This is a genomic window from Teredinibacter turnerae T7901, from assembly GCF_000023025.1.
Taxonomy (GTDB): Bacteria; Pseudomonadota; Gammaproteobacteria; order Pseudomonadales; family Cellvibrionaceae; genus Teredinibacter; species Teredinibacter turnerae_B.
Map to the genome: position 1 here is coordinate 4699052 of NC_012997.1, position 22418 is coordinate 4721469.

The following is a 22418-nucleotide window of genomic DNA, read 5'->3' on the forward strand; positions in this document are numbered from 1 at the left end:
GCGGTCGCGCGACCATAGCACTCCACCGCCTGCTGCGCCTATGCGTCAAATGACGTAGGCGCATGCGCATATACGCGAATAGGCATACAGTGTAAAAATTTCAATACTGGTTCCCGTTGCTACACACATGCGTTCACCCCCGAGCGCATACCTATACAACAACGAGGAAACCCCATGAAAAAAGTCCCCCTTAGCAAAGCTCTTGGCCGCTACTCGCGGCGGGCACTGTTGTGCGCCACGGCTGCTCTCAGCGCCTCGGTCATGTTAGCCACTGCGGCATACGCCGCACCTAAAACGGCTGCCGTTAACACCACCGGCCTGGCGGTAACTGACGACGAAGTCACCGTCGGTATTCTGCACTCGGTTACTGGCACCATGGCGATCAGCGAGACTGGCTCCGTGCAGGCTGAAAAACTTGCCATTGAGCAGATCAACGCAATGGGCGGTGTCCTCGGCCGCAAAATAAAATACATTCAGGAAGACGGTGCCAGTGATTGGCCGACCTTCGCCGAGAAATCGAAAAAGCTCCTGGTGAACGACAACGTAGCGGCGGTATTCGGCTGCTGGACCTCCGCGTCTCGCAAAGCGGTACTGCCCGTATTCGAGCAATACAACGGCATGCTGTACTACCCGACCTTCTATGAAGGATTGGAACAGTCACCCAACGTTATTTACACCGGCCAGGAAGCAACCCAGCAAATTCTTGCGGGTATCGACTGGGTAGTAAAAGAGAAAGGTGCGAAGAGCTTCTTCCTGCTTGGCTCCGATTACATCTGGCCCCGTACTTCCAACAAAATTGCGCGTAAGCATATCGAGAAAAAAGGCTTAAAAGTGGTGGGCGAAGAGTACTACCCATTGGGCCACACACAGTTCAACTCGGTTATCAACAAAATCAAATTGAAAAAGCCAGACGTTATCTACGGAATTGTTGTTGGTGGTTCTAACGTGGCTTTCTACAAGCAACTTAAAGCCGCAGGTATCGATCTCACCAAAGAAAAACCCCTGCTGCTCACTATTTCTGTAACCGAAGACGAAATCCGCGGTATTGGCGGCGAGAATATCGAGGGCGCCTACGCGGCGATGAAATATTTCCAAAGCCTGGACAACCCCAACAACAAAGCCTTTGTGAAAGCGTTTAAAGCAAAATACGGCGAAGACATTGTTATCGGCGACGTAACGCAAGCGGCTTATCTGGGCCCCTGGTTGTGGAAAGCGGCGGTTGAAAAAGCGGGCTCATTCGATATCGATAAGGTACGCGAAGCATCGCCCGGTATCGAGCTGACAACTGCACCTGAAGGTTATGTGCGTATTCACGAGAACCATCACCTGTGGTCAAAAACCCGTGTCGGCCACGCCAAAAAAGATGGTCAGTACGATGTTGTTTACGAGACCAAAGAACTGATGGAACCAGATCCCTTCCCCAAAGGTTACCAGTAACTTTCTTTTCGGGGCTGGCAACAGCCCCAATTGCCTTCCAGATATTTTTTACCGGCTTTCTCGGCGAACTCAGGAAACCGGAATCGCGCAAGAGGAAACAATATGTTCTCTGACTACTCAACAGCAGAATTAGTCTCCATCTTTGCCATGCAGGGGTTCGCCGGACTCATTTTGTTTTCGGTGTTCGTCTTAATGGCATTGGGCCTCGCCATTATTTTTGGCCAGATGGGCGTTATTAATATGGCCCATGGCGAATTTATGATTTTGGGTGCATATGTCACCTACCTTATATCCAATTTATTTTCTGAATATATGCCTGCCCTGTTCGGGATCTACTTTTTTATCGCGATGATCGCTGCATTTTTTACCGCCGGTGCACTCGGTGCATTTGTGGAATGGGCAATGATTCGCCACCTCTACAAGCGACCGCTGGACACCCTGCTCGCAACCTGGGGCTTGAGCCTGATTATGCAACAGCTGTATCGCACCGTGTTCGGCGCCCGTGAGGTTGGCGTTTCGCTGCCAGACTGGCTGATGGGTTCCATTCCAATGACCGACACCATCGATATTCCCATTAACGGTCTTTTTGTTATGGGGCTCACTATTGTTATTTCCGTATCCGTTTATCTATTGATGTTTAAATCCCGCTGGGGCGGCCAGGTTCGCGCAGTTGTGCAAAACCGTCCCATGGCAGGCGCGGTGGGCATTAACACCGAAAAAAGCGACCGCATGACGTTTGCCCTTGGATGCGCCATTGCCGGTGTTGCCGGAAGCGCATTTACCATGATTGGTTCAACCGGCCCGACCGCAGGCCAGCTTTATATTGTGGATACCTTCCTGGTGGTGGTATTTGGCGGTGCGCAAAGCCTGCTCGGCACCATTGCGTCGGCGTTCACTATTTCCCAAGCGCAATCGACGATGGAATTTTTCCTCTCCGGCTCCATGGCCAAAGTTCTTACCCTGCTTGTTGTAGTCGGTATTTTGATGCTGCGCCCGCAAGGTTTGTTCGCACTCAAAATTCGTCATTAATCGGAGGCCACGCTTTATGTCGAAAACTACGCTTCGCGCATTTATGCCCCGTCAGGATCTAATCAGCTTTGTGGTACTGGCGGTGGTTATTTTTATCGTGATGCCTCTGTGCACCGATATTTTCCGTCTCAATTTAATAGGCAAATACCTCACCTACGCCTTCGTTGCAGTTGGCCTGGTACTCTGCTGGGGTTACGGCGGTATTCTCAGCCTTGGCCAAGGTGTATTTTTTGGGCTTGGTGGTTACTGCATGGCGATGTTTCTTAAATTGGAAGCATCAACCCCTGAAGCAACAAAAATTCAGTCCACACCAGGCATTCCCGATTTTATGGACTGGAATCAGCTCACCGAACTGCCGTGGTTTTGGGAACCCTTCCACAGCCTGCCGTTTACTATTATCGCGGTTTTAGTGGTGCCCACGATATTTGCCTACATAATCGGCGTGGCCATGTTTAAGCGTCGCGTGGGCGGTGTTTACTTCGCGATTATTACCCAGGCCATTGCATCCATTCTGACCATTCTGATAATTGGCCAGCAAGGTTACACCGGCGGCGTCAATGGCATTACCGATTTACGTACACTGCTCGGCTGGGATATTCGCACCGATTCGGCCAAATACGTATTGTATTTTGTGAATGGTATTTTGTTATTCGCTTGCCTGCTGTTCGCGCAATTTGTTCGCAAAAGCAAGCTCGGCCGCATTTTATTAGCAATGCGCGAGCGCGAAGATCGGGTTCGCTTTTCCGGCTACGACGTATCCAACTTCAAAACGTTTGTGTTTTGTATGGGGGCGGCATTCTCCGCAATTGGCGGCGCTATGTTTACCCTGCAAGTGGGTTTTATGTCGCCGTCTTTTGTCGGCATCGTACCTTCAATTGAGCTTGTTATTTTCTGTGCCGTGGGCGGTCGCATGTCCATTATCGGCGCGGTCTACGGCACATTGTTAATCAACTGGGCCAAAACGACCTTTTCCGAATCCTTCCCGGAACTGTGGCTGTTTGCCATGGGCGCGCTGTTTATCGGTGTAGTAATGGCCTTCCCCTCCGGCCTAGCGGGCCTGTACCAAACTCACGCCAAGCCCTGGGTCGATAAAGCGCTTTTCAAGTTGCTTAGTCAGCGCGAGAGCACCAATAGCAATTCACCCGTAACCGCAGACTGAGGAGCCTGACCATGGTTGATAAAAAAGATTTCGTGCTGGCCGTAGAAGGGCTCACGGTCTCATTCGACGGATTCAAAGCGGTAAACGATCTTTCGTTTTATGTGGAAGAAGATGAAATTCGGGTAATTATCGGGCCTAACGGCGCAGGCAAAACCACCGTGCTGGATTTAATTTGCGGCAAAACTCAGGCAACCGATGGCTCGATTAAATTCCGCGGTAAAGAACTGACCAAGATGTCGGAGCACGCCATCGTACACGCAGGAATTGGCCGCAAATTTCAGAACCCCTCTATTTACGAAGATCTGACAGTTTTTGAAAACCTGGAAATTTCGTTTCCGCGTGGTCACGGTGTATTCGGTGCCCTGGCATTTAAGCGCGATGCAGAAGTGATCGCCGCGGTAGAAGAAGTCGCCGAGACTATTTTCCTTTCTGAGGATTTAAATAAAACCGCAGGACTGCTGAGTCACGGCCAAAAGCAGTGGCTGGAAATCGGCATGCTGCTGATTCAAAAGCCGGATTTGCTGATGCTCGACGAACCCGTCGCCGGGATGTCTGTCGCCGAGCGTAAAAAAACTGCCGAATTACTCAACCGTATTACGCAAGGGCGCTCAGTGATTGTTATTGAACACGACATGCAATTTGTGGAAGACATCGCGCACCGGGTAACGGTGCTGCACCAGGGCAAAGTACTGTCGGAAGGCTCCATGGAGCGGGTTAAAAATGACCCGAAAGTGGTTGAAGTATACCTAGGTCATTAAGCGGAGAAGAAACCATGTTTGCCGTTTCCAATTACAGCGTGGCCTATGGCCAAAGTGAAGTCATCAACGACATGAACTTCAACGTCAATAAAAACGAAATCGTCGCCATTCTCGGGCGCAACGGGATGGGAAAAACCACCTTGATGCGCTCGCTGATCGGCATGATTCCCAGCCGTAGCGGCGAAGTTACTCTGGGTGATACCAATATCGCCGGAATGAAAAGCTACGAGCGGGTAAAAGCCGGGGTCGCATTTGTACCCCAGGGCCGAATGATTTTTTCTACCATGACGGTGAAAGAGAATATCGAAACCGGTTTAACCACCGTAAAAGAAAAAACCATTCCGGAAAATTTGTACGACCTTTTTCCGGTTTTAAAAGAAATGAAAAACCGCCGCGGTGGCAACCTCTCCGGCGGCCAGCAACAGCAACTCGCCATTGCCCGCGCGCTGGCCAGCAAGCCGGATTTATTGCTGCTGGATGAACCGACTGAGGGTATTCAGCCTTCCATTATTCGCGATATGGCACGCACATTAAAACGCATCCGCGATGAAATCGGTCTTTCCATCATCGTATCCGAACAGGTCCTGAGTTTCGCATTGGATATTGCCGACCGCATTCTTGTTATTGAAAAAGGCCAGATTGTGCGCGAGGAATTGCGCGAATCCGTCGATGAAAAGCAAGTGGCCGCTTATTTATCCGTTTAAATTTTACCATTGAAAAAACAGTGCGCGTTTGTCACTTTGCAAGCGCGCAGAGTTCTGCCCACCGCGACAGGAAGTTGCGGAGATTTCAGGCCGGGGTTTTTCCTGAATGCGCAGGGATGCTTAACCGTAAACACGCTAATCTTCGGAGCGCACCATGACAGAAACCATCATTAAAGTTGATTTAAACTCTTCGCCTTACGATAACGAAAAAATACACAACCGCTGGCATCCGGACATTCCCATGGCCGCCATGGTTAAGCCCGGTGATGACTTTATTATTGAATGCCATGACTGGACCGGTGGCCAGATTAAAGATAACGACGATGCATCCGACGTGCGCGATGTGGATCTTAGCCAGGTGCATTTTCTTTCCGGCCCAGTCGGAGTTGAAGGCGCGGAACCCGGCGACCTGCTGGTCGTGGATATTCTCGATATCGGCACTTTCTCCGATAGCGAATGGGGTTTTAACGGCTTTTTCTCCAAAAACAACGGCGGCGGTTTTTTAACGGATCACTTTCCGGAAGCGCAGAAATCCATTTGGGACATCAGCGGTATGTTCACCAAATCCCGCCACGTACCCGGCGTTGAATTTGCCGGCCTTGTGCACCCAGGCTTAATCGGCTGTCTGCCTTCGAAAGAAATGCTGGAAGAGTGGAACACCCGCGAAAAAGCCCTTTACGACACCGAACCCGACCGCATTCCCGCCCTGGCAACGCTACCTTATGCCGACACCGCCCACATGGGTGCAATGGATGCCGACGCGGCTAAAACCGCAGCGGCCGAAGCCGCGCGTACTGTACCGCCCCGCGAACACGGTGGTAACTGTGATATTAAAGACCTCTCGCGCGGCTCGAAAGTGTACTTCCCTGTTTATGTTAAAGACGGCGGCCTGAGCGTGGGCGATCTGCACTTTAGCCAGGGCGACGGTGAAATTACGTTCTGCGGTGCTATCGAGATGGCAGGCTGGATTCACATGCGCGTGAATCTGATTAAAGACGGCATGAAAAAGTACGGCATTAAAAACCCGATCTTCAAACCCAGCCCGATTACCCCAACCTACAACGATTACCTTATCTTTGAAGGTATCTCGGTAGACGAAGACGGCAAACAGCATTACCTGGATGTACACATCGCCTATCGCCAGGCCTGTCTCAATGCCATTGAGTATCTCACCAAATTCGGCTATTCGCGCGCGCAAGCCTACGCAATTTTGGGGACCGCGCCGGTGCAGGGGCATATCAGCGGCGTAGTGGATATACCCAACGCCTGTGCGACCTTGTGGCTGCCGACGGAGATTTTCGATTTCAGTATTCAACCTGGCGAGGATGGCCCAACCAAAGAACTGGATGGCTCCATTGACGTACCACTGGCGCCAGACAAACCCTAATTTGTAACAATTGCGGAGCCTCCTGGCCAGCGCTTGAAAAACGCATGTCAGGACGCTCTTGAAAACGCCCGGTTACACCATTCCCACTTTATTACAGAGAGAAACACCATGCCCGTTTACGATTACAAATGTCAGGACCACGGTATATTCAACGAACTGGCCACCATGGAAGACGCATCCAAACCGGCAGCTTGCCCCACTTGTGGCAAGCTTTGCGGTCGCGTAATTATGCTGCCGCCGGAGTTTTTGAATATGGACCCGCACAAGCGGCAAGCGGAAATGACAAATGAAAAAGCGCGGCATGAACCGGAGTTTTCAACCAAAGAACGGCGGGAGGAGGACCACCACCACAAGAACGGGTGCGGGTGTAGCTCGCATAAGCCCGGAAAATCCAAGCTCATGTACACGGCGCGCGGAGAAAAAATGTTTCCCTCTGCACGCCCCTGGATGATCAGCCATTAATTCGATTTTCCACTTGAGCAACACATTCTGTGCTCAAACCGAGCAATAAGTTTTGGTAAAGCACCAGGGCGCATACTCCCCATTTTTGTAGCGCCCTTTTTTTTACATAAAAAGAGTTACATAACAAGAGTTACATAACAAGAGTTGCATAACAAGAGTTACGCAAGCAGAATTTCAGAACCTGAGTTACAGAACCATAATTGCAGAACCAGGAGTACACAAGAAAAGGGACAGAACCAGGGGTATAGAACGAGAGTTAAATAACCCATTGCACCGTCAAGGAAAACCCATTACCGTAGAACACTCACCCGCTGCCTGCAGATAATAACGTGACTGATTCCAAAACCCAGCGCAAGTTGATGTTGTTGTTTCACCGCGTAAGTTCCCTGAAAGACAAAACCCTAGCCGCTGGCACCATTGCCGTCTCCAAAGGGACCGATAGCGCCTGGGTACTGCGCTCCCCCGGTGGCTTTGAAGAAGTAATTATTGGCGTGCGCGCGTTTGAAGAATACGCCCGCGGACGCAGTTTTAAACCGGCAACACTGCAACACCTCAACGCAATTATCCCCAAACTTTTCCCCGGCGAATGGCCAACTAGCGAACCGCTCAGCAATTCCCATGCAATGCCGGTTTTTCGTTTTGGCGAAATGCTGGGATTATGCCGCGCAGAGAGCCGGCATTTACTCGATACCATGCACGCGGCCAATTTCCCGCTGATTCGCTCACTTTCCAGCGAGCACTACAAAGCGAAAAATTTTGCCCAGCGCTACGCCGGTTGTTATTCGCTCTACCGTTACGATGTTAACCCTGCAGTGGATAAATCGCGGTTTCCCAGCGGCCTGCTGGTTAAATCCACCCTCACCATCCGCTACCCGGTCCCGCACAAAGCCTATGCTTACGATGCTAACAGTCGCAGCAGCATTCGGGTAAAACTCAATCTGCCGTCTTACCGGGAGCAAGGTGTGCAGCTCTACAAATACGACGGCCTGCTGGGATTCAGTTCCAAAGACCAGTGGTGGACCTGGATTTTTCAGGGGCGCTTTGGCGATCGCAACCGCAAAATTGAAGACCTGATCCTGATGTACACCCGGGATTTCGACAAAGCCGCCGATACGGTCGCCACCGGGACGCTACTCACCCAAAACCAGGACAATAAATCCACCCCGACCCCGTCTGATGTGGTACTGATTCGCGAGCCCGGCTACGCACTCACGGCAACCACCGGCATCGCCGGTGACGAGTATTTCAGTTTGCAACCGGATGAAGACGGCTTTATGCGCAGCGCACCGGCATTGATTGATATGGCACAGCCCGACTCCTGGACGGACACCGATAAACTCGCCATCAGCCGGTTATTATTGCTTAAATAGCCTGCCCTTCAGCGAGCCAACACGCCGCGCGTACCTTTCGGTGCCGCGCCAAGGTGCCGCTCTATATGGCGCCATAATCTACCATATATTTCCATTTGTTCTCACCCCAACGAAAGTCTTAGCCTAAAACCAAAATTGTTTTTTCCCGCCGCCAAACTATCGCAATTTTGTCCATAGGGGACACACGCGACAATTGCTAGCATCGTCCTTACTCACAGAAACAGGAGCAGCACCCGAGGGTCCTCACTGACACCCCACTCATGGACAGAGACAAGCAATCCGCAAGAGGTTGCATTAATACCTGTGAGTCATTCACGCCAACACTGAGGACACAACAATGAAACCATTACTTCGCACATGCACTATTCTCGTTGGCCTTGCCGTGTCGCTTTGCATCACCGCGCAACCGGCACACGCCGACTCCGCCAAAATCTGCAATCGCACGCCTTTCCCGATTTTTGTTGCCTATGTTCATTTCAGCCAGGATTCGGCCAAATGGGAGAAACAAGGCTGGTACCGCACTCTGCCCGGAGACTGCACCACCACGCGCGCCAGCAATGCCGACTTTTACTACTACTTCGCCGAAGCGGACACTAACGACATTGTTGCCAAGAATCTAAACAAAACCAGTAGTTACTGGGGCGGCGGGAAAGAAGAAAACGCATTGAGCTTCTGCGTTACCCATAAAGCATTCACAAAATTTACCGACGACTGTACCGACATGCCACGCACGGTGACATTTGCGCGCCGCGACATGGGAGGAACCCAGGAACTGACCTGCAGCAATTGCGGGCTTACCATCGCCACACTGGAGCAGGCGGGCATTGCCTATCGCCGTCTGCAGGGACAGATCCGCTACGGTAAATCCCTGTCCGACGATCCCAAAGGAACGCCGTTTCGGATTGGGGTGGAAGCCGAGGGCGACGCCCACGGCCCGTTTATCACCAAGGTCTATTCCGGGCTGCCTGCGGAACATCTGCTGCAACCAGGTGACCGCATCATGATGCTCGACAATCACCGGGTTACCAATCTCTACGATATGGTGTTTTTACTGCAGGAATTTGGCTATCGCGCCGACCCGCGCAAACGCCATATCACCATCGGATTTACCCGCTACGCCCCCACGCCGACCTATTACGAAGCCGAGTTGCCCGTGCTTTATTACCGCGCGCTGGACGACAACATCTCTATTTCTGAAGGCGACGCCGCCGCGCTGGCGCTAGTGGACGGCGCAGTGTTTAACACCTCGCCTTATCTACGTTGCATAGGTTCGTTTATTTATAACGAATACAACGAAATTCCCAAGCACCAGCGCGAAAAAAATTGCGTCGCCAAGCGCTTGGCGGAGCGCGCCCGCGCCGCAGAACTGCACGACAGTATGGCGATTTACGATTTTGTCGGCAGCCTTACCAGCCCGCGCCTCATTTTTAAGCTGGGCGGTAAAGCCGTAGCCCGCAGTGCGGTGCGCCGCGCGATGTTTGCGATGGCCGATGAGGCGGTACAAGGGGCGATCAGCGAAGTTGGCTGGGCGGGCGGAATACGTCAAGTACGCGCGCCGGAACTTGTTAAAACCATGTCGATTGGCGCCGTCGCAGGCGGCGTGATTGGCTTTATTGCACGTTAACCGAGGAACAGTACGATGAAAAAACTACTCAGTATCACCCTGTGTACCGGCTTGATCGTTGGTGCCAGTCACGCGCAGGCAACACCGCGCACCAATTTGACCGATACCTTTAACCGGGCCGCCAACGGCCTGTCGAAATCGGATGTGGAGCGGGTGGACTTCAATAATCTTAAACCCAAAGGGTGGGACAGCCCGTCGTTTACTCGCGCCGCCGACGATCTCCACAACGCGGTGCGCAAGTACAACATCACCTCACCCGTTAATCCACACACCCCCACCAACTACCCACCGGCGCCAACTCTGTAGCCGCCAACGTAGCCGCCAACCGCAGGGATGCGGTAACCCCGACTTTTGGTATGGAAATTGAAAATCCGCGTTGTAGAACAGCTTCCCACGATTCATACCAACGGTAGATAAACGCGGACTCCCTATGACAAACGCAAGTGCTTCCTGGGACGATATGCTCTGGGTAATCTGGAACGGCACCCTCGGTATTTTGGACACAGTCGCCATCGGCCTGATCGAAGGTAGTGGCGCCAGCCGCCTTGCCTGGCTGGACGAACCCTATGATATGGTGGGCCCTTTCAGCCTGCACGAACTGGAACGCTGTGGCCAAATTGACTTTGCCGCCTGCACCGTGATGTCCCGCGAGTTCTGGCAACGCAACCAACAGCAACTGCGTCGCGACGGTCTGCGAGCCCGCGCCGCAGCGCAAGCGCGCATGCAGGCAGAGTTCGAACGCCTTTTTGAACAGCGTCAGTTCCATCATCAACAAACCCGCAGAGATACGCGAGCACAGCCGGAAAGTCACTATCGTCGCCTGTTGGCACTACCGGAGTCAGGGAGCCTGACGACCCATATTATTAAAGGCGCCTACCGCAAACTGGCGCAAAAAGCTCACCCCGATCAAGGCGGCGACCAGGAGACATTTATTGCGCTCACCGAGGCCCGCGATCTGTTGCTGGCCAGCATCGCCTAACACCGAGATCACACAGCCAGCAGCGGTCGGGAGCTGTTGCCAACCCCACAAGCGGAACAAATTGTTGTCTGGCTAACACAATGGCTGCGCTATGAACGTTGCGTAAAACGCGTTTGAGCGGAAGACAGGCGCTCTCACAGCACAAAAAAATGGCGTTGGGTAAGCAATTACACAACGCCGTCGCGAGTTTTATTAACTTGGCAATGTAAATCCTTGAAGTATCAGAAAATTCACACATTCTCGTCAGTATTTCAAGGATGCGCGATTAAATAGATAGGAGCATCTATTTAATCGCCGGGTTAATAGAACGCGCTGTTAAGCCGCGCTTAAGGGTGCGACATAACCAGGGTTACCACACTGCGCGCGGGAATACTGAGTAGCACACTGTCCCCTGCGACACTGGTATTAAGTGGCGCGCGGTTCAGGTTTTGACTGGTCACATACGCATCGGCACCGGTCAGGCTGACAGCACCATTGAACACCACATTGTTATAGGCATTATTAGAGCGGTTGAGCAGCACCAGCACGGTTTTACCCGGGCCTTCGTACGCCGTTGTATACAGATTGCTGAAGCTGCGACTGTAGTTCACACCCACGCGGGTGTATCCGGGTCGTACATATTTCGCGTAGTGCGAAAACGCCCAGCCACGTTTTAGCACAGCACCCCGTTCAGTGCCGTACTGAGACTCACCATCGCCAATCAATGAATAAAAACGGCGCGCCCACCACCAGATGTACGCATTCCATTGCACGTCCATACTCTGGTGCACACTCCCCAACACGGAATCGAGCGTTTCATTCCACGCATTCAGGTTGTTACCGCCCCATATGGCTGCGCCGCTGCCATCCGCTTCATGGGTTAACCATTCGGTCATCCAGCGGTGTTTATTGCGGGTTTCTGCCAGCGGGTAACGGGTAAAGGTGCCGCTGCTTTGCGCACTGTACAAGTGGCCACCCACATACTCAAAGTTTTGCAGGGCTCCGGCATCGTTCAGGCTGGGGTCGGTGTAGGCCCGATCAAAACGCAGGGATTCGCCAACCAGAACATTGGTCTCGATGATGTTGCCGTAATCACGCACAAAGTTGCGCAACTCCGCACCGCTCCAATCGCAGGAGTCGTAGTCTGGGTGCCAGTCCGGTTCATTTTGCACCGAAACCACGTCAATCCCGATATTTTGTGCGGCCATGGTATCGACAAAGCCGTTCAAGTGCTCAGCGTAATCATCGTAATAACTGGTTAGCAGCTTACCCCCGTTGGTAGTGCTGTTGTTCGTTTTCATAAACGCCGGCGGCGACCAGGGACTGGCAAGAATTTTTACATTATCGCCAAACGCTTTTGCATCGCGCAGGTTATCGACAGCCAGCGACCACTCACTGGTATTCGGGCTGATAATGGTGCGGATAATACTGAGGCCAAGCTCATCATCGTCCATTCCCACCAGTGTGCGCACCTCGTCAGAAGTTAACATGTTAGTTGTCCACATTGGCAGCGCAGCACCAAAGCCGTCGACTGTCTGGTAACGGGTTTGCGGCATCACCTGTATGTCTGCTGGCAGTTGCCCGCCGCTGGAACTCGAGCTGGACGAACTGGAACTGGAGGAGCTGGAGCTTGAACTGCTGCCGCCAGCCGCAATAGTTCCCGCCGCGACAGAGAGCAATACAGCGTCCATTCGCGCGCCGTCTTCCCGCCGCAGAATCTGCAACCGATGACTGCCCGCGGCCAGAGTAAAGCTCGCGACGCTGATGTCCTGCCACCCCGACGTTTGGGTATTATTCTGGGTACCCCAGGTGCCGCTATCCATTTTATAAAAAAACGAATCGTCATCAGCGCTAGTAAAATTCGCCCGTACAGACAGCGCCACTTCCGTGGCCTGTGTGGTGCTGAAATTAATTTCGACTCGACCCGCCACGCCATCGGCACTGGTCGTATTAATTTGCTGTGTGCCACTATTTGCCCATACCACATAAGCACCGCCGGACGCAGAGCTGTCGGCTACCGCTGTTAAAGGCGCAAAACCGGACTGGCCAGCAAAGTCCTCCAACTCCAGTTGCAGTGCTGTGCCACCGCTGGAGGAACTGCTACTACTGGCAGACGTTGAAGAGCTGGATGAGCTGTTCGAACTTGAGGAGCTAGAGGAACTCGAGGAGCTCGAACTGGACGAGCTTGAACTAGATGAACTCGACGAGCCATTAGTACACTCGACCCCGCCAGGGCTGTATTGCCCCTGGCTATTACAGGTCGTTTCACCTATACAGCTCTGTCCATTTTCGTAACCCCAACCACTCGATTGCGTGCTGCACAAAGGCCAGTCGCCCTGACCATACCAATTGCAGACACAGTTGGTTTGACTATAGGCTCGGGGTATTGCCCCCCAAACCAGAAACACGATTGCGACGGTACAACGTAAAAGCCGCCCTATTGGCGCGTTATTCATTCTTATTCTCCTTTCACGGAAAGATTATTAGAGGCAAATGCCACCGGCTTACCCTAAAAATTGGCAGACAGGTACGCGATACTGCACTTTCGCGCCCCCGCTGCAGTGGGGCCAGCCAAGCTTACCGTAAAAATATACTTGTATACCGGAATTGGGCGTCACTAAATTTTACGGGGCAAGTGATTCCCCAAGAAGAGATGACGTAGGAAGCAACAAAAGAGGAAATAAGACGCCACTCGCGTAAAAAGATAAATGCCGCATGTCGGCGACAACAAATAACGCCAACCCACTACATTATTGGATAGCTACCCCGGGCCAGGCGTTAATTTGCTGCCGGAACCAGAGAGCGATTAAATTGCGCTATAGCCGTGTCGGCGACAGTTGAGCGACCTAGAAAATAGCCCTGATAATAATCGGCGCCATAGGCAGATAGGATGTTTAACGTGGGCTCATCCGCAACGCCCTCGGCGGTTACCGTCAATCCCATGGATTTACCCAGGGCAATAATTGATTTAGTAATTTTTGCGCTATTTTCGTCGGAACCCAAATTAGCCACAAAAGACTTATCTATTTTCAAATGGTCGAAGGGATATTGCTGTAAGTAGGTAAGCGATGAATAGCCGGTACCGAAGTCGTCGAGAGCAAACCGGATACCCTGTTCTTTCAACTGACTCATGGTGCGTTGTATTTTCGCGGGTTTATCAATCAGTACACTCTCGGTCACCTCAATCGTAAGACACTGCGGCCGAATACAATGCCGTTCACAGGAACCAAGAATCGAATCGAGCAGGGAATCGTCTAAAAACTGTTTAGGGGAAACATTTATCGACATAAAACCATCGAGTGGAAAGAGCTGCTGGGCATGCCATTGGGAAAGTTGCCTGCAGGCTTCGTCTATCACCCAGTTGCCAGCTTCAACGATAGCGCCGCTCTCTTCCAGAATCGCAATAAAATCACCGGGATATACGCAGCGCCCCATTTCATCCTTAAAGCGTATCAAAGCCTCAAACCCGACAATCTCCTTACGCGATATATTTGCCAGGGGTTGATACTCCAGAAAGAACCGCTTGTGTCTTAACGCCGAGCGTGTTTGCCGGGCCATAAATACGCGTTTTTTCGCTTCTTTATCCAGGGCTTCATTAAATAACTGAAAATTATTTTTGCCCTCTGACTTGGCGAGATAGAGAGCCGCATCCGCCTGTTTCATCAGCTTTTCTGGCGAGCTGTTTTTAGCCGTACCACCGGAAATACCAATACTGGATGTTACGCAAATTTCATTACCGTCTATTTGATACGTTTGAGCCAACGACTGAATAATTTTGCTGGCGACCTCCGCAACGTCTAATTGCTTTTCGTGCGGATTGAGCAAAATAACAAACTCGTCGCCACCAAACCGCGCCACAGTATCGACCCGGCGTAAAATATTCAGCAAGCGTTCGCCAACTTTTTTAAGTAACTTATCGCCGACCGCGTGCCCTAACGAGTCGTTGACGATTTTGAATCCATCCAAATCCAGAAACATAACTACCACTTCCGAACCCTCTCGCTCGGAATTAAAAAATGCCTGTTTTAGTCGATCCTGAAACAGATAGCGATTAGCGAGCCCTGTCAGACTGTCGTACTCGGCTACATGACGGAGCCGTTCCTGATGAATATAACGTTCGGTTATGTCGGCAAACGTCGCCAGGAACCCTAAAATCGCACCACGCTCGTCGAACAACACCTGGGTGTTCATTTCCGTCCAGCGTACCTGACCCACAGGCGATACGAGGCGGACCTCTCGCTTTAAATTATGTCCTACCTTTAGCGCGCTTCGCAGCTCCTCCAGGGTGGTCTTCACATCGTCCCGATGCAGCGCATTAATCCAGCCTGTCTGGTTAATTTCATCGAAGGTAAGACCAGAAAACTCGTACCAGCGGTCATTGGCAAACGCACAATTCCAATGAGTGTCCACCCGCAATATCGCAACCGGCACCAGATGCGTGAGCGCAGACAACTGCTGCGATGTCTCCAGATGTGCTTCCGCCCGCTGCAACCGGGAGGTAACATCCTGAATCTGCAGTACAGTGTAACGCTCTGTGCCATGTGTATGCCGAAAGATGGTGAGATCTACCATAAATTCGGTGCCATCAGCGCGGCGGGCGGCTTGCGCCTCCCAGTCCTGTGGCGATAGCCCCTGCGCGTTGGCTTTAGCACCACCGTGTTGATTCGACCACTGAAAAAGGCTAGTAAAATTTGGCAGGAATTTTATGATTCCAGCGCCTTCTATCTGCATCTTTGCTGTATCTGCAGAACTCGTCCCATCATCCAGGCTACCAAACAACTTCACCGCAGCTGGGTTGCAGTAGCTGATGGTATTTGCGGCATCGATCACCAACACCCCGAGTGGTGATGTGGAAAGAAAACTATTCAAAAAGTGACTGTGAGCAATTTTATCGCTCAAACTGGCAACACGGCCTTTCACCGATTCCGCGCTTTGTAAAGCACAAATTACCGATCCTATCAGTGGAGTCAGGCGCGCCACCTGTGCCCCTACATAAAAACCCCGTGTTTTCACCAACACACAAACCGCGCGTAAACGGTTATTGGTAAAAATCGGCATAAGTAGTAATGCGCGAGCAGCACAGGATGTAGGCAAAATACCTGAGTGGCAGTGAGGGATGGGAAGAGAAAAAAACATCGGTTTAGGTGGCACCAAATCCTTATCCAACCACGCCTGGAAGCGCTCCAGATTTACCACGGATTCGCCTTCCAGGGTGAAACATTGATGCACACGCATTTTGAACCGCTGAAAAGTATCCTGAAAGCGATTGACTGTCACAATAGCCGCACCATCACTCTCAGTGAGCTGCGCAACCCTGTCCAGCAGGAGCGGGTAAACTTTATTCGGAGCTTCCGGATCAAAAAGTAGATTTTGTATATCGTCAATTGCATGACGGATCGCGAGATCACGACGCTTGTTTATAACAAAAGGTTCATATGTCTCGGAGAGTTTGGTATTCACAGGCACATACATCCAGGCTAACTACGACATCCACTCTATCTATCTCTTGAGTCTAGCATCAGCATTCAAGAGGTGATGGAGCACCTTCTCCTACTGGCGATTTTTACTGTTGCCGTATGATATCTACTAACGAGATTCGCAAGTCGCACGAACGGTGACTATCGCCAATCAGGAAGCTACGATTTAGCTCCAGCACGCTGTGCTGCGTTCAAATTATCGCAACACTATCTCATACGGACCGGCCTACTCAGTTTAGCCAACTGGGAGAGCCACTATTCAAAACACTAAAAATAATAAATGCCATATGAAAACCCCTGCCCATAAATCACACATAATTGTGTTTGAGAAAATCTAAAGCGATACGAGTCAGGTGCATTAATATGTGTTTAGCTATAGCATAGCTACAAGCTTACAAAAAATCCGTGTGGCACCTGGGAAATGCAAATAATTGCGCCAATCAATAATAAGGGATGATTATGAATATCGCCGTCAACGAATGCGAAGACCAACCGAGCCACTATATAGGAGTGGGCGCATCCGCCGGCGGCCTGGAAGCTCTACAAATTCTCCTGCAAAATTTGCCGACCGACACTGGCGCATGTTTTATTATCGTTCAGCACCTTTCTCCTGATTTCAAAAGCATGATGCTTGAACTTCTGAGCAAGCACACGACAATGCGCATACTGAACGTAGAAGACGGCATGCAGGTATGCGCCAATTGTATCTACTTGATTCCGCCCAAGAAAAATATGATGGTAGCCCAGGGGAAACTGCTACTGTCAGAAAAGGTGCCCGACGCCGGATTAAGCCTGCCGATAGATATTTTTTTTCGTTCTTTAGCTGAGGACCAACAGCACCATGCCATCGGTATTATTTTATCCGGCACCGGATCGGATGGCAGCCGCGGGCTGAAATCACTGAAGGAAGCTGGCGCGTTAGTGATTGCACAAGAGCCCGATAGTGCAAAGTTCGATGGCATGCCAAACAGCGCAATCAATACCGGTATTGTCGACCTCATCTTAAGGCCCGAGCAAATGGGCGAAAAACTGATGTCCTATATTCGCCACCCTTTGGTAAGTGGCGAGAACAGCCCGTTAAAAGCTGGCACCAGCGAAAACGAAGACCTCATGGCCGAAGTTTTTAATGTGTTGAAACTAAAAAGCGAGATCGATTTCGCCAAATACAAACCCTCCACCGTGGCCCGTCGAATTGAACGGCGCATGACCATCAAACAGGTAAATTCTCTCCAGGAATACCTGACCTTAATGTTCAAAGACCCATACGAAGTTCAGGTTTTGAGCAAGGAACTACTCATAGGTGTTACGCGCTTTTTTCGCGACGACGACGCATTCAACTTACTGCGGGAAAAAACGATCGCGGATATAGTCGCCCGTTCCAATGAACATACGCCCATCCGCGCCTGGGTAGCAGGTTGCTCTACGGGGGAAGAAGCCTACTCTATGGCCATTTTGTTCGCCGACGAAATTGCCAAACAAGGCGTTAAACGCGATGTTAAAGTGTTTGCTACCGATGTTAACGGCGACGCTATTAACGAAGCCAGTAATGGCATGTTTTGCGAAGAAATACAACACGATGTTGGTGGTGCATACTTATCCAATTACTTTACGAAAAATGCGGGCAACCGGTACCAAATCAACAAAACCATCAGGCAAACTGTTATTTTCGCTACCCACAATATGATTACAGACCCGCCGTTTTCGAATATGGACCTGGTCTCGTGTCGTAATATCTTGATCTATTTTCAACACAGTGTGCAAAAACGTGTATTAACATCGCTGCATTTTTCGTTGAAGAAGGACGGCTATCTTTTTTTAGGTTCTTCCGAAAATCTCTCTGATTTGGCGCCACATTTTGAAACGATAAACGACCGCTGTCGCATCTATCGCAAGCGTACCAGCGTACGGATTCCTATTGGATCGGCGCCGCCGGTCAATACGTCGACCCAAACACAAACCCAGAACATGCCCTCTGTCTCGCGATTACTTCGCAGCTATCGAGGGGCAAACGCCATTGGTGCAGCCATAAGCTTCGCCAATGAGTTACTTATTACTCAATATGCCCCACCGTGCATTCTGGTCAACGACGATTTAGAGGCTATACATGTTTATGGTGATGTTACCGGCTACGTGCGCCGCCTGCCCCCCGGCCGCATCAGCGTGGAAATTAAAGATCTTGTTAACGAGGATATTTCAATTGCCGTATCGACCGCACTGCACCGGGCAAAGCAATCTAGCGACGAGGTATACTATACGGATGTTATAACGCGAGACGGCGAGAACAACACTTCGATAAACCTGCGAGTTTTTTATATCAGGGAGCACGAGATCGAATCATCACCAGGCTATTACTGGCTGATATTCGAAAATGAACAGGCAGGCGAACCACGTGCCGCGGCAAATCATGTTTCTTTTGATGCAGCAGAACAGTCCAGGCAGAGAATCGAGGATCTCGAACTCGAACTGAAACGCAGCAAAGAACATCTTCAGGTTACCGTAGAAGAACTCGAAACCACTAACGAAGAGTTACAGTCCGCCAATGAAGAATTAATGTCGGCAAACGAAGAGTTGCAGAGTACCAACGAGGAATTGCAATCTGTAAACGAAGAGCTGTATACAGTTAACTCAGAATATCAAGAAAAAATTTCCGAAATATCCCAAACCAATAACGATCTGGACGAAGTGCTCGGGCTTTCAAATATCGGCATTATATTTCTCGACGATAATTTTTTGATCCGCCGATACACCCAAGCAGCAGCCAGGTATATTAACCTCATGGAATCCGATCTCAACCGTCCAATTCACCACTTCTCCAACAATCTTCACTACGATAGCATGCTGAAGGACATTTCAGATGTGTTCGCGACCAGCAAATCCAAACAGCTGGACATAATTCTTGAAGACAAGCGCGTGATTCAAATTTCCATTCATGCCTACCGCTATACCGACCCAGGTGATTCACGCGGGGTCGCGATCACATTTTCCGACGTATCCCGAGCACGCTATGCGCAGCGCGGGCTAAGTGTGGTTTATAAGCAGCTAAAATCCAGTATCAATAACGCACTCGAGTCGCTGGATAACACGCCTCTGGCCAACCCGCTAAAAGTACTGGTGGTAGACGATCAACCTGTAAGCCTGGCGCTTATAGAGGAAACACTGGCAGCAATCTCAGAATTTAATTGCGAAGTTTATAGCGCCCATACGGTTTTAGAATCGCTCAAAATCGCGCGCGATACCGCTCCTGATATCTGCCTGGTGGACTATCATCTGGACGGTGAAACAGCAATCGACTTTATCGATAGCATGAAAGCAAACAGCCTTGATATTCCGTCATTGGTCATAACCGGCGACGACGATCCAGAACTGAATGCTATGCTGCTATCTTATGGAGTATTGGATCTCATTAACAAGCACGACCTTGCGCCACAAGTTTTATCTCGCAGTATTCGTTTTTCCATTCGCCGCAGGGAAATCGACAGAGAGATCAACAAAACCATAGACTCGGTTTCCGTGTAGGTGTTTCACACCCAAAAAAGCTAAAAAACTAAAAAACTAAAAAGCTAAAAAGCGAGAAGGCATTGGACGCACTGATAAAATCACTAAAAGAGCAGTCACTGGACCCATTCCTGTATCTAGCGCTACTCGACGAATCTGCCGAGCTCGGTTTTTGGTCGTTTCAAGTCGCAAATTCACAGGTCACCTGGTCCTCCAGTGTATACCGATTGCATGATCAAACGAGGGAGGATTTCACATTATCCTACGCCTCCATGCTAGATCTATACCCTCCGGAGGATGCTTCGCGCTTCGCAAATACCCTCGAAAGTAGCCTTATTCATAAAAATGATTTTGTTATCGATGTACGCATTCGAGGCGCACATGCAAAGCCGTTGCATCTACGACTAAAAGCAAAATGCCAACAGAACGATCATGGAGAAGTTATTGCGCTGGTTGGGCTTGTTCAAATGGCCAGTCAACGCCTGACCTTCCCTTTTGATGCTACCCAAAGTTATGATTTCCAAACCTATCTTGACACCAGCAGTGACGGATTCTGGGACTGGTATATTCAAGAAGACTACGAATATATGTCTCCCAGATTCTGGGAAATTCTGGGGTTTGATGCTCACGAAAAACCTCATAAACCCAGTGCGTGGCAGGATCTTATATTTCCTGATGACCTCAACATCGCCCTGAATAATTTCCACCAACACATTGAAACGAGAGGTGAGCACCCTTTTGACCAGGAAGTACGTTACCGACACAAATACGGCTCCACTGTCCACATCATTTGTCGAGGTCGGGTTGTCGAGTGGGATTCCGCAGGCAACCCTATTCGAATGGTGGGCACACACACCGACGTGACACAGCTGCGGGAAAATCAGGAAAAGCTCGAAGAAGCACTGCGCTTTCAAAAGTTACTACTAGCAGCGAATTCCGATCTTATTTTTGTCAAAGACGAAAATTTTAAAATCGTAATGGGAAACGACGCGTTCGTTAATTTCTTTCCAGAATCCATGCGCGATAAAATTATAGGGCATACCACACTTGAATCGTTTCCCGATAACCAGGTTGACGGATTCTTATTTCAGGATAAAATCGCATTCGAAACCGGCTACTCAGAAACGGTAGAATCTGCCCGTGATCGCATTATGCTCACGCGAAAAAAGCGGTTCACCACTGACGATAATAAAAATTATCTCCTAGGTGTATCCAGCGACATAACAGAAATCAAGCAGACCGAAACTGAATTAAAACAGGCGAACGAAGAACTCGAAGAATTCGCTTACCGCACCTCCCACGATTTACGCTCCCCGCTTGTTTCATCTATAAAACTGCTGGAAATAACCAAAAAAACTATCGACAAGGGTGAGATCGAAAAAGCGGAAAAATATCTTTCTCTGGTTCGCGAATCGCTGGTTAAACTTGAAGCTCTCGTAACCGACATCCTCAGATTGACGCGTTTACGACATACGACTAGTGAAATCACATTAACCGACCTTCCGCAATTAGTTAGCAGCATGCTCAAACAGATGTCACACCTGGACGGTTACAACAAAATGGAAATCTTGCTGGATCTTGCCATCAATTCCCCGGTCTACCTGGATAAAAGCAATCTTAACCTTGTACTCGAGAACTTGATTTCCAATGCAATAAAGTACTCCGACCCAAATGCCCATTCACCTTACCTGGCAATAGACGCAAAAATAGAATCTAACAATCTCGCTATCCGCGTACGAGATAATGGCATCGGGTTTCCAGAAAGCGCCAAAAGTAAACTGTTTGGTATGTTTAAACGATTCCACCCTCAAATATCGTTCGGTGCTGGACTCGGTTTGTATATGGTAAAAAAGAGTATCGCCAAAATGAATGGTAAGATAACGCTAGTATCGTCCTACGACGAAACTATTTTCGAATTAATGGTCCCCCTTCACAAGGAAAATAGAAAAGAGTAACTATGATCAAATATATGATGATCGTTGATGATAACGAAGCTGATCATGCGATTGCACAATTTGCTGTAGACGAAGTTGACGCTGATATCCAGCTGTATAGCGCCTATGATGGGCAAGAGGCGCTAGATCTTCTGGACACGATGTCTCCCCCACCGGACCTTATATTTCTAGATATAAGCATGCCCGGCATGAGCGGTCATGAATTTCTTGCTGAATATGCCAAAAGGAAAAATCTCTGTGCGGTGGTGGTAATGCTTACATCATCAGATCAACCGACGGATAAGTCCCGCTGTATGCAATATACTTTTGTCAGGGATTATCTACTGAAACCGCTTGATGGTGCCTATCTCAATGAACTAATAAAAGCCCTTTGATACTTTTGATACTTTCGCTATTTTAAGGTATCGAAGATGGTGTGCATCGCAAACAGAGATAAAGTAAAAAAATTAAACTAAAAATCTGCGAACGATTCTCCTACTCCGACAATTAAAACGGCGATACTATCTATTTAATCCCGCGCCCTTGAAACACAAAAAATTTATGTATTTTTTGTATTCCAAGGGATTACGTTACTCTTAGGTCAAAAGCGATACTTCCCTTTAC

16 protein-coding genes are annotated in these 22418 nt (G+C 50.0%); 14 read left to right on the top strand and 2 right to left on the bottom strand.

Annotated elements, in window-relative coordinates; translation table 11 throughout:
- The first annotated feature begins 174 nt into the window (after positions 1-174).
- The 11 genes from urtA (at position 175) to TERTU_RS18935 (ending at position 10909) form a co-directional block, all read left to right on the top strand.
- On the top strand, positions 175-1437 hold the full coding sequence (gene urtA / locus TERTU_RS18885; RefSeq protein ID WP_015817963.1) for an urea ABC transporter substrate-binding protein: 1263 nt from the start codon (positions 175-177) through the stop codon (positions 1435-1437).
- Positions 1438-1539: 102 nt separating this feature from the next.
- Positions 1540-2466 carry an urea ABC transporter permease subunit UrtB gene (urtB, locus tag TERTU_RS18890; RefSeq protein ID WP_015816934.1) on the top strand — a complete coding sequence of 309 codons (927 nt, stop codon included), beginning with the start codon at positions 1540-1542 and terminating at the stop codon, positions 2464-2466.
- 16 nt (positions 2467-2482) lie between these two features.
- Positions 2483-3625 carry an urea ABC transporter permease subunit UrtC gene (urtC, locus tag TERTU_RS18895; RefSeq protein WP_015818898.1) on the top strand — a complete coding sequence of 381 codons (1143 nt, stop codon included), beginning with the start codon at positions 2483-2485 and terminating at the stop codon, positions 3623-3625.
- Between the two features lie 11 nt (positions 3626-3636).
- Positions 3637-4383 (top strand): urea ABC transporter ATP-binding protein UrtD, encoded by a 747-nt coding sequence (gene urtD / locus TERTU_RS18900; RefSeq protein WP_015820537.1) that lies wholly within the window; start codon positions 3637-3639, stop codon positions 4381-4383.
- 14 nt (positions 4384-4397) lie between these two features.
- Positions 4398-5087 carry an urea ABC transporter ATP-binding subunit UrtE gene (gene urtE / locus TERTU_RS18905; RefSeq protein ID WP_015818152.1) on the top strand — a complete coding sequence of 230 codons (690 nt, stop codon included), beginning with the start codon at positions 4398-4400 and terminating at the stop codon, positions 5085-5087.
- A 154-nt stretch (positions 5088-5241) separates the two neighbouring features.
- The gene (gene fmdA / locus TERTU_RS18910) at positions 5242-6474 is read left to right on the top strand and encodes a formamidase (protein WP_015819785.1); all 1233 of its coding nucleotides are present in this window, start codon (positions 5242-5244) and stop codon (positions 6472-6474) included.
- Positions 6475-6582: 108 nt separating this feature from the next.
- Entirely contained in the window at positions 6583-6936 is a 354-nt protein-coding gene (locus TERTU_RS18915; protein ID WP_015817120.1) for an FmdB family zinc ribbon protein, read from the top strand.
- Positions 6937-7265: 329 nt separating this feature from the next.
- Positions 7266-8306 (top strand): hypothetical protein, encoded by a 1041-nt coding sequence (locus tag TERTU_RS18920; RefSeq protein WP_015820068.1) that lies wholly within the window; start codon positions 7266-7268, stop codon positions 8304-8306.
- A gap of 337 nt (positions 8307-8643) precedes the next feature.
- Positions 8644-9930: a DUF1036 domain-containing protein gene (locus TERTU_RS18925; RefSeq protein WP_015817354.1), complete on the top strand. Its 1287-nt coding sequence runs from the start codon at positions 8644-8646 to the stop codon at positions 9928-9930.
- A gap of 15 nt (positions 9931-9945) precedes the next feature.
- On the top strand, positions 9946-10236 hold the full coding sequence (locus TERTU_RS18930) for a hypothetical protein (RefSeq protein WP_015820125.1): 291 nt from the start codon (positions 9946-9948) through the stop codon (positions 10234-10236).
- A 124-nt stretch (positions 10237-10360) separates the two neighbouring features.
- Positions 10361-10909, top strand: a complete 549-nt coding sequence (locus TERTU_RS18935; protein WP_015818190.1) for a molecular chaperone DnaJ — start codon at positions 10361-10363, stop codon at positions 10907-10909.
- 326 nt (positions 10910-11235) lie between these two features.
- On the opposite strand, the gene TERTU_RS18940 is transcribed toward TERTU_RS18935, so the two are convergent.
- Both TERTU_RS18940 and TERTU_RS21535 read right to left on the bottom strand, forming a co-directional pair.
- The gene (locus tag TERTU_RS18940; RefSeq protein WP_015820732.1) at positions 11236-13344 is read right to left on the bottom strand and encodes a carbohydrate-binding domain-containing protein; all 2109 of its coding nucleotides are present in this window, start codon (positions 13342-13344) and stop codon (positions 11236-11238) included.
- Between the two features lie 322 nt (positions 13345-13666).
- Positions 13667-16348 carry a sensor domain-containing protein gene (locus TERTU_RS21535; RefSeq protein WP_228378199.1) on the bottom strand — a complete coding sequence of 894 codons (2682 nt, stop codon included), beginning with the start codon at positions 16346-16348 and terminating at the stop codon, positions 13667-13669.
- A gap of 476 nt (positions 16349-16824) precedes the next feature.
- Between TERTU_RS21535 and TERTU_RS18955 the strand changes: the two genes are divergently transcribed.
- The 3 genes from TERTU_RS18955 (at position 16825) to TERTU_RS18965 (ending at position 22189) form a co-directional block, all read left to right on the top strand.
- Positions 16825-19881, top strand: a complete 3057-nt coding sequence (locus TERTU_RS18955) for a chemotaxis protein CheB (RefSeq protein ID WP_015816992.1) — start codon at positions 16825-16827, stop codon at positions 19879-19881.
- Between the two features lie 62 nt (positions 19882-19943).
- A complete protein-coding gene (locus TERTU_RS18960; RefSeq protein ID WP_015820990.1) occupies positions 19944-21815 on the top strand; it encodes a PAS domain-containing sensor histidine kinase in 1872 nt (623 codons plus the stop codon).
- Between the two features lie 2 nt (positions 21816-21817).
- The gene (locus TERTU_RS18965) at positions 21818-22189 is read left to right on the top strand and encodes a response regulator (protein WP_015817840.1); all 372 of its coding nucleotides are present in this window, start codon (positions 21818-21820) and stop codon (positions 22187-22189) included.
- Positions 22190-22418: the final 229 nt, after the last annotated feature.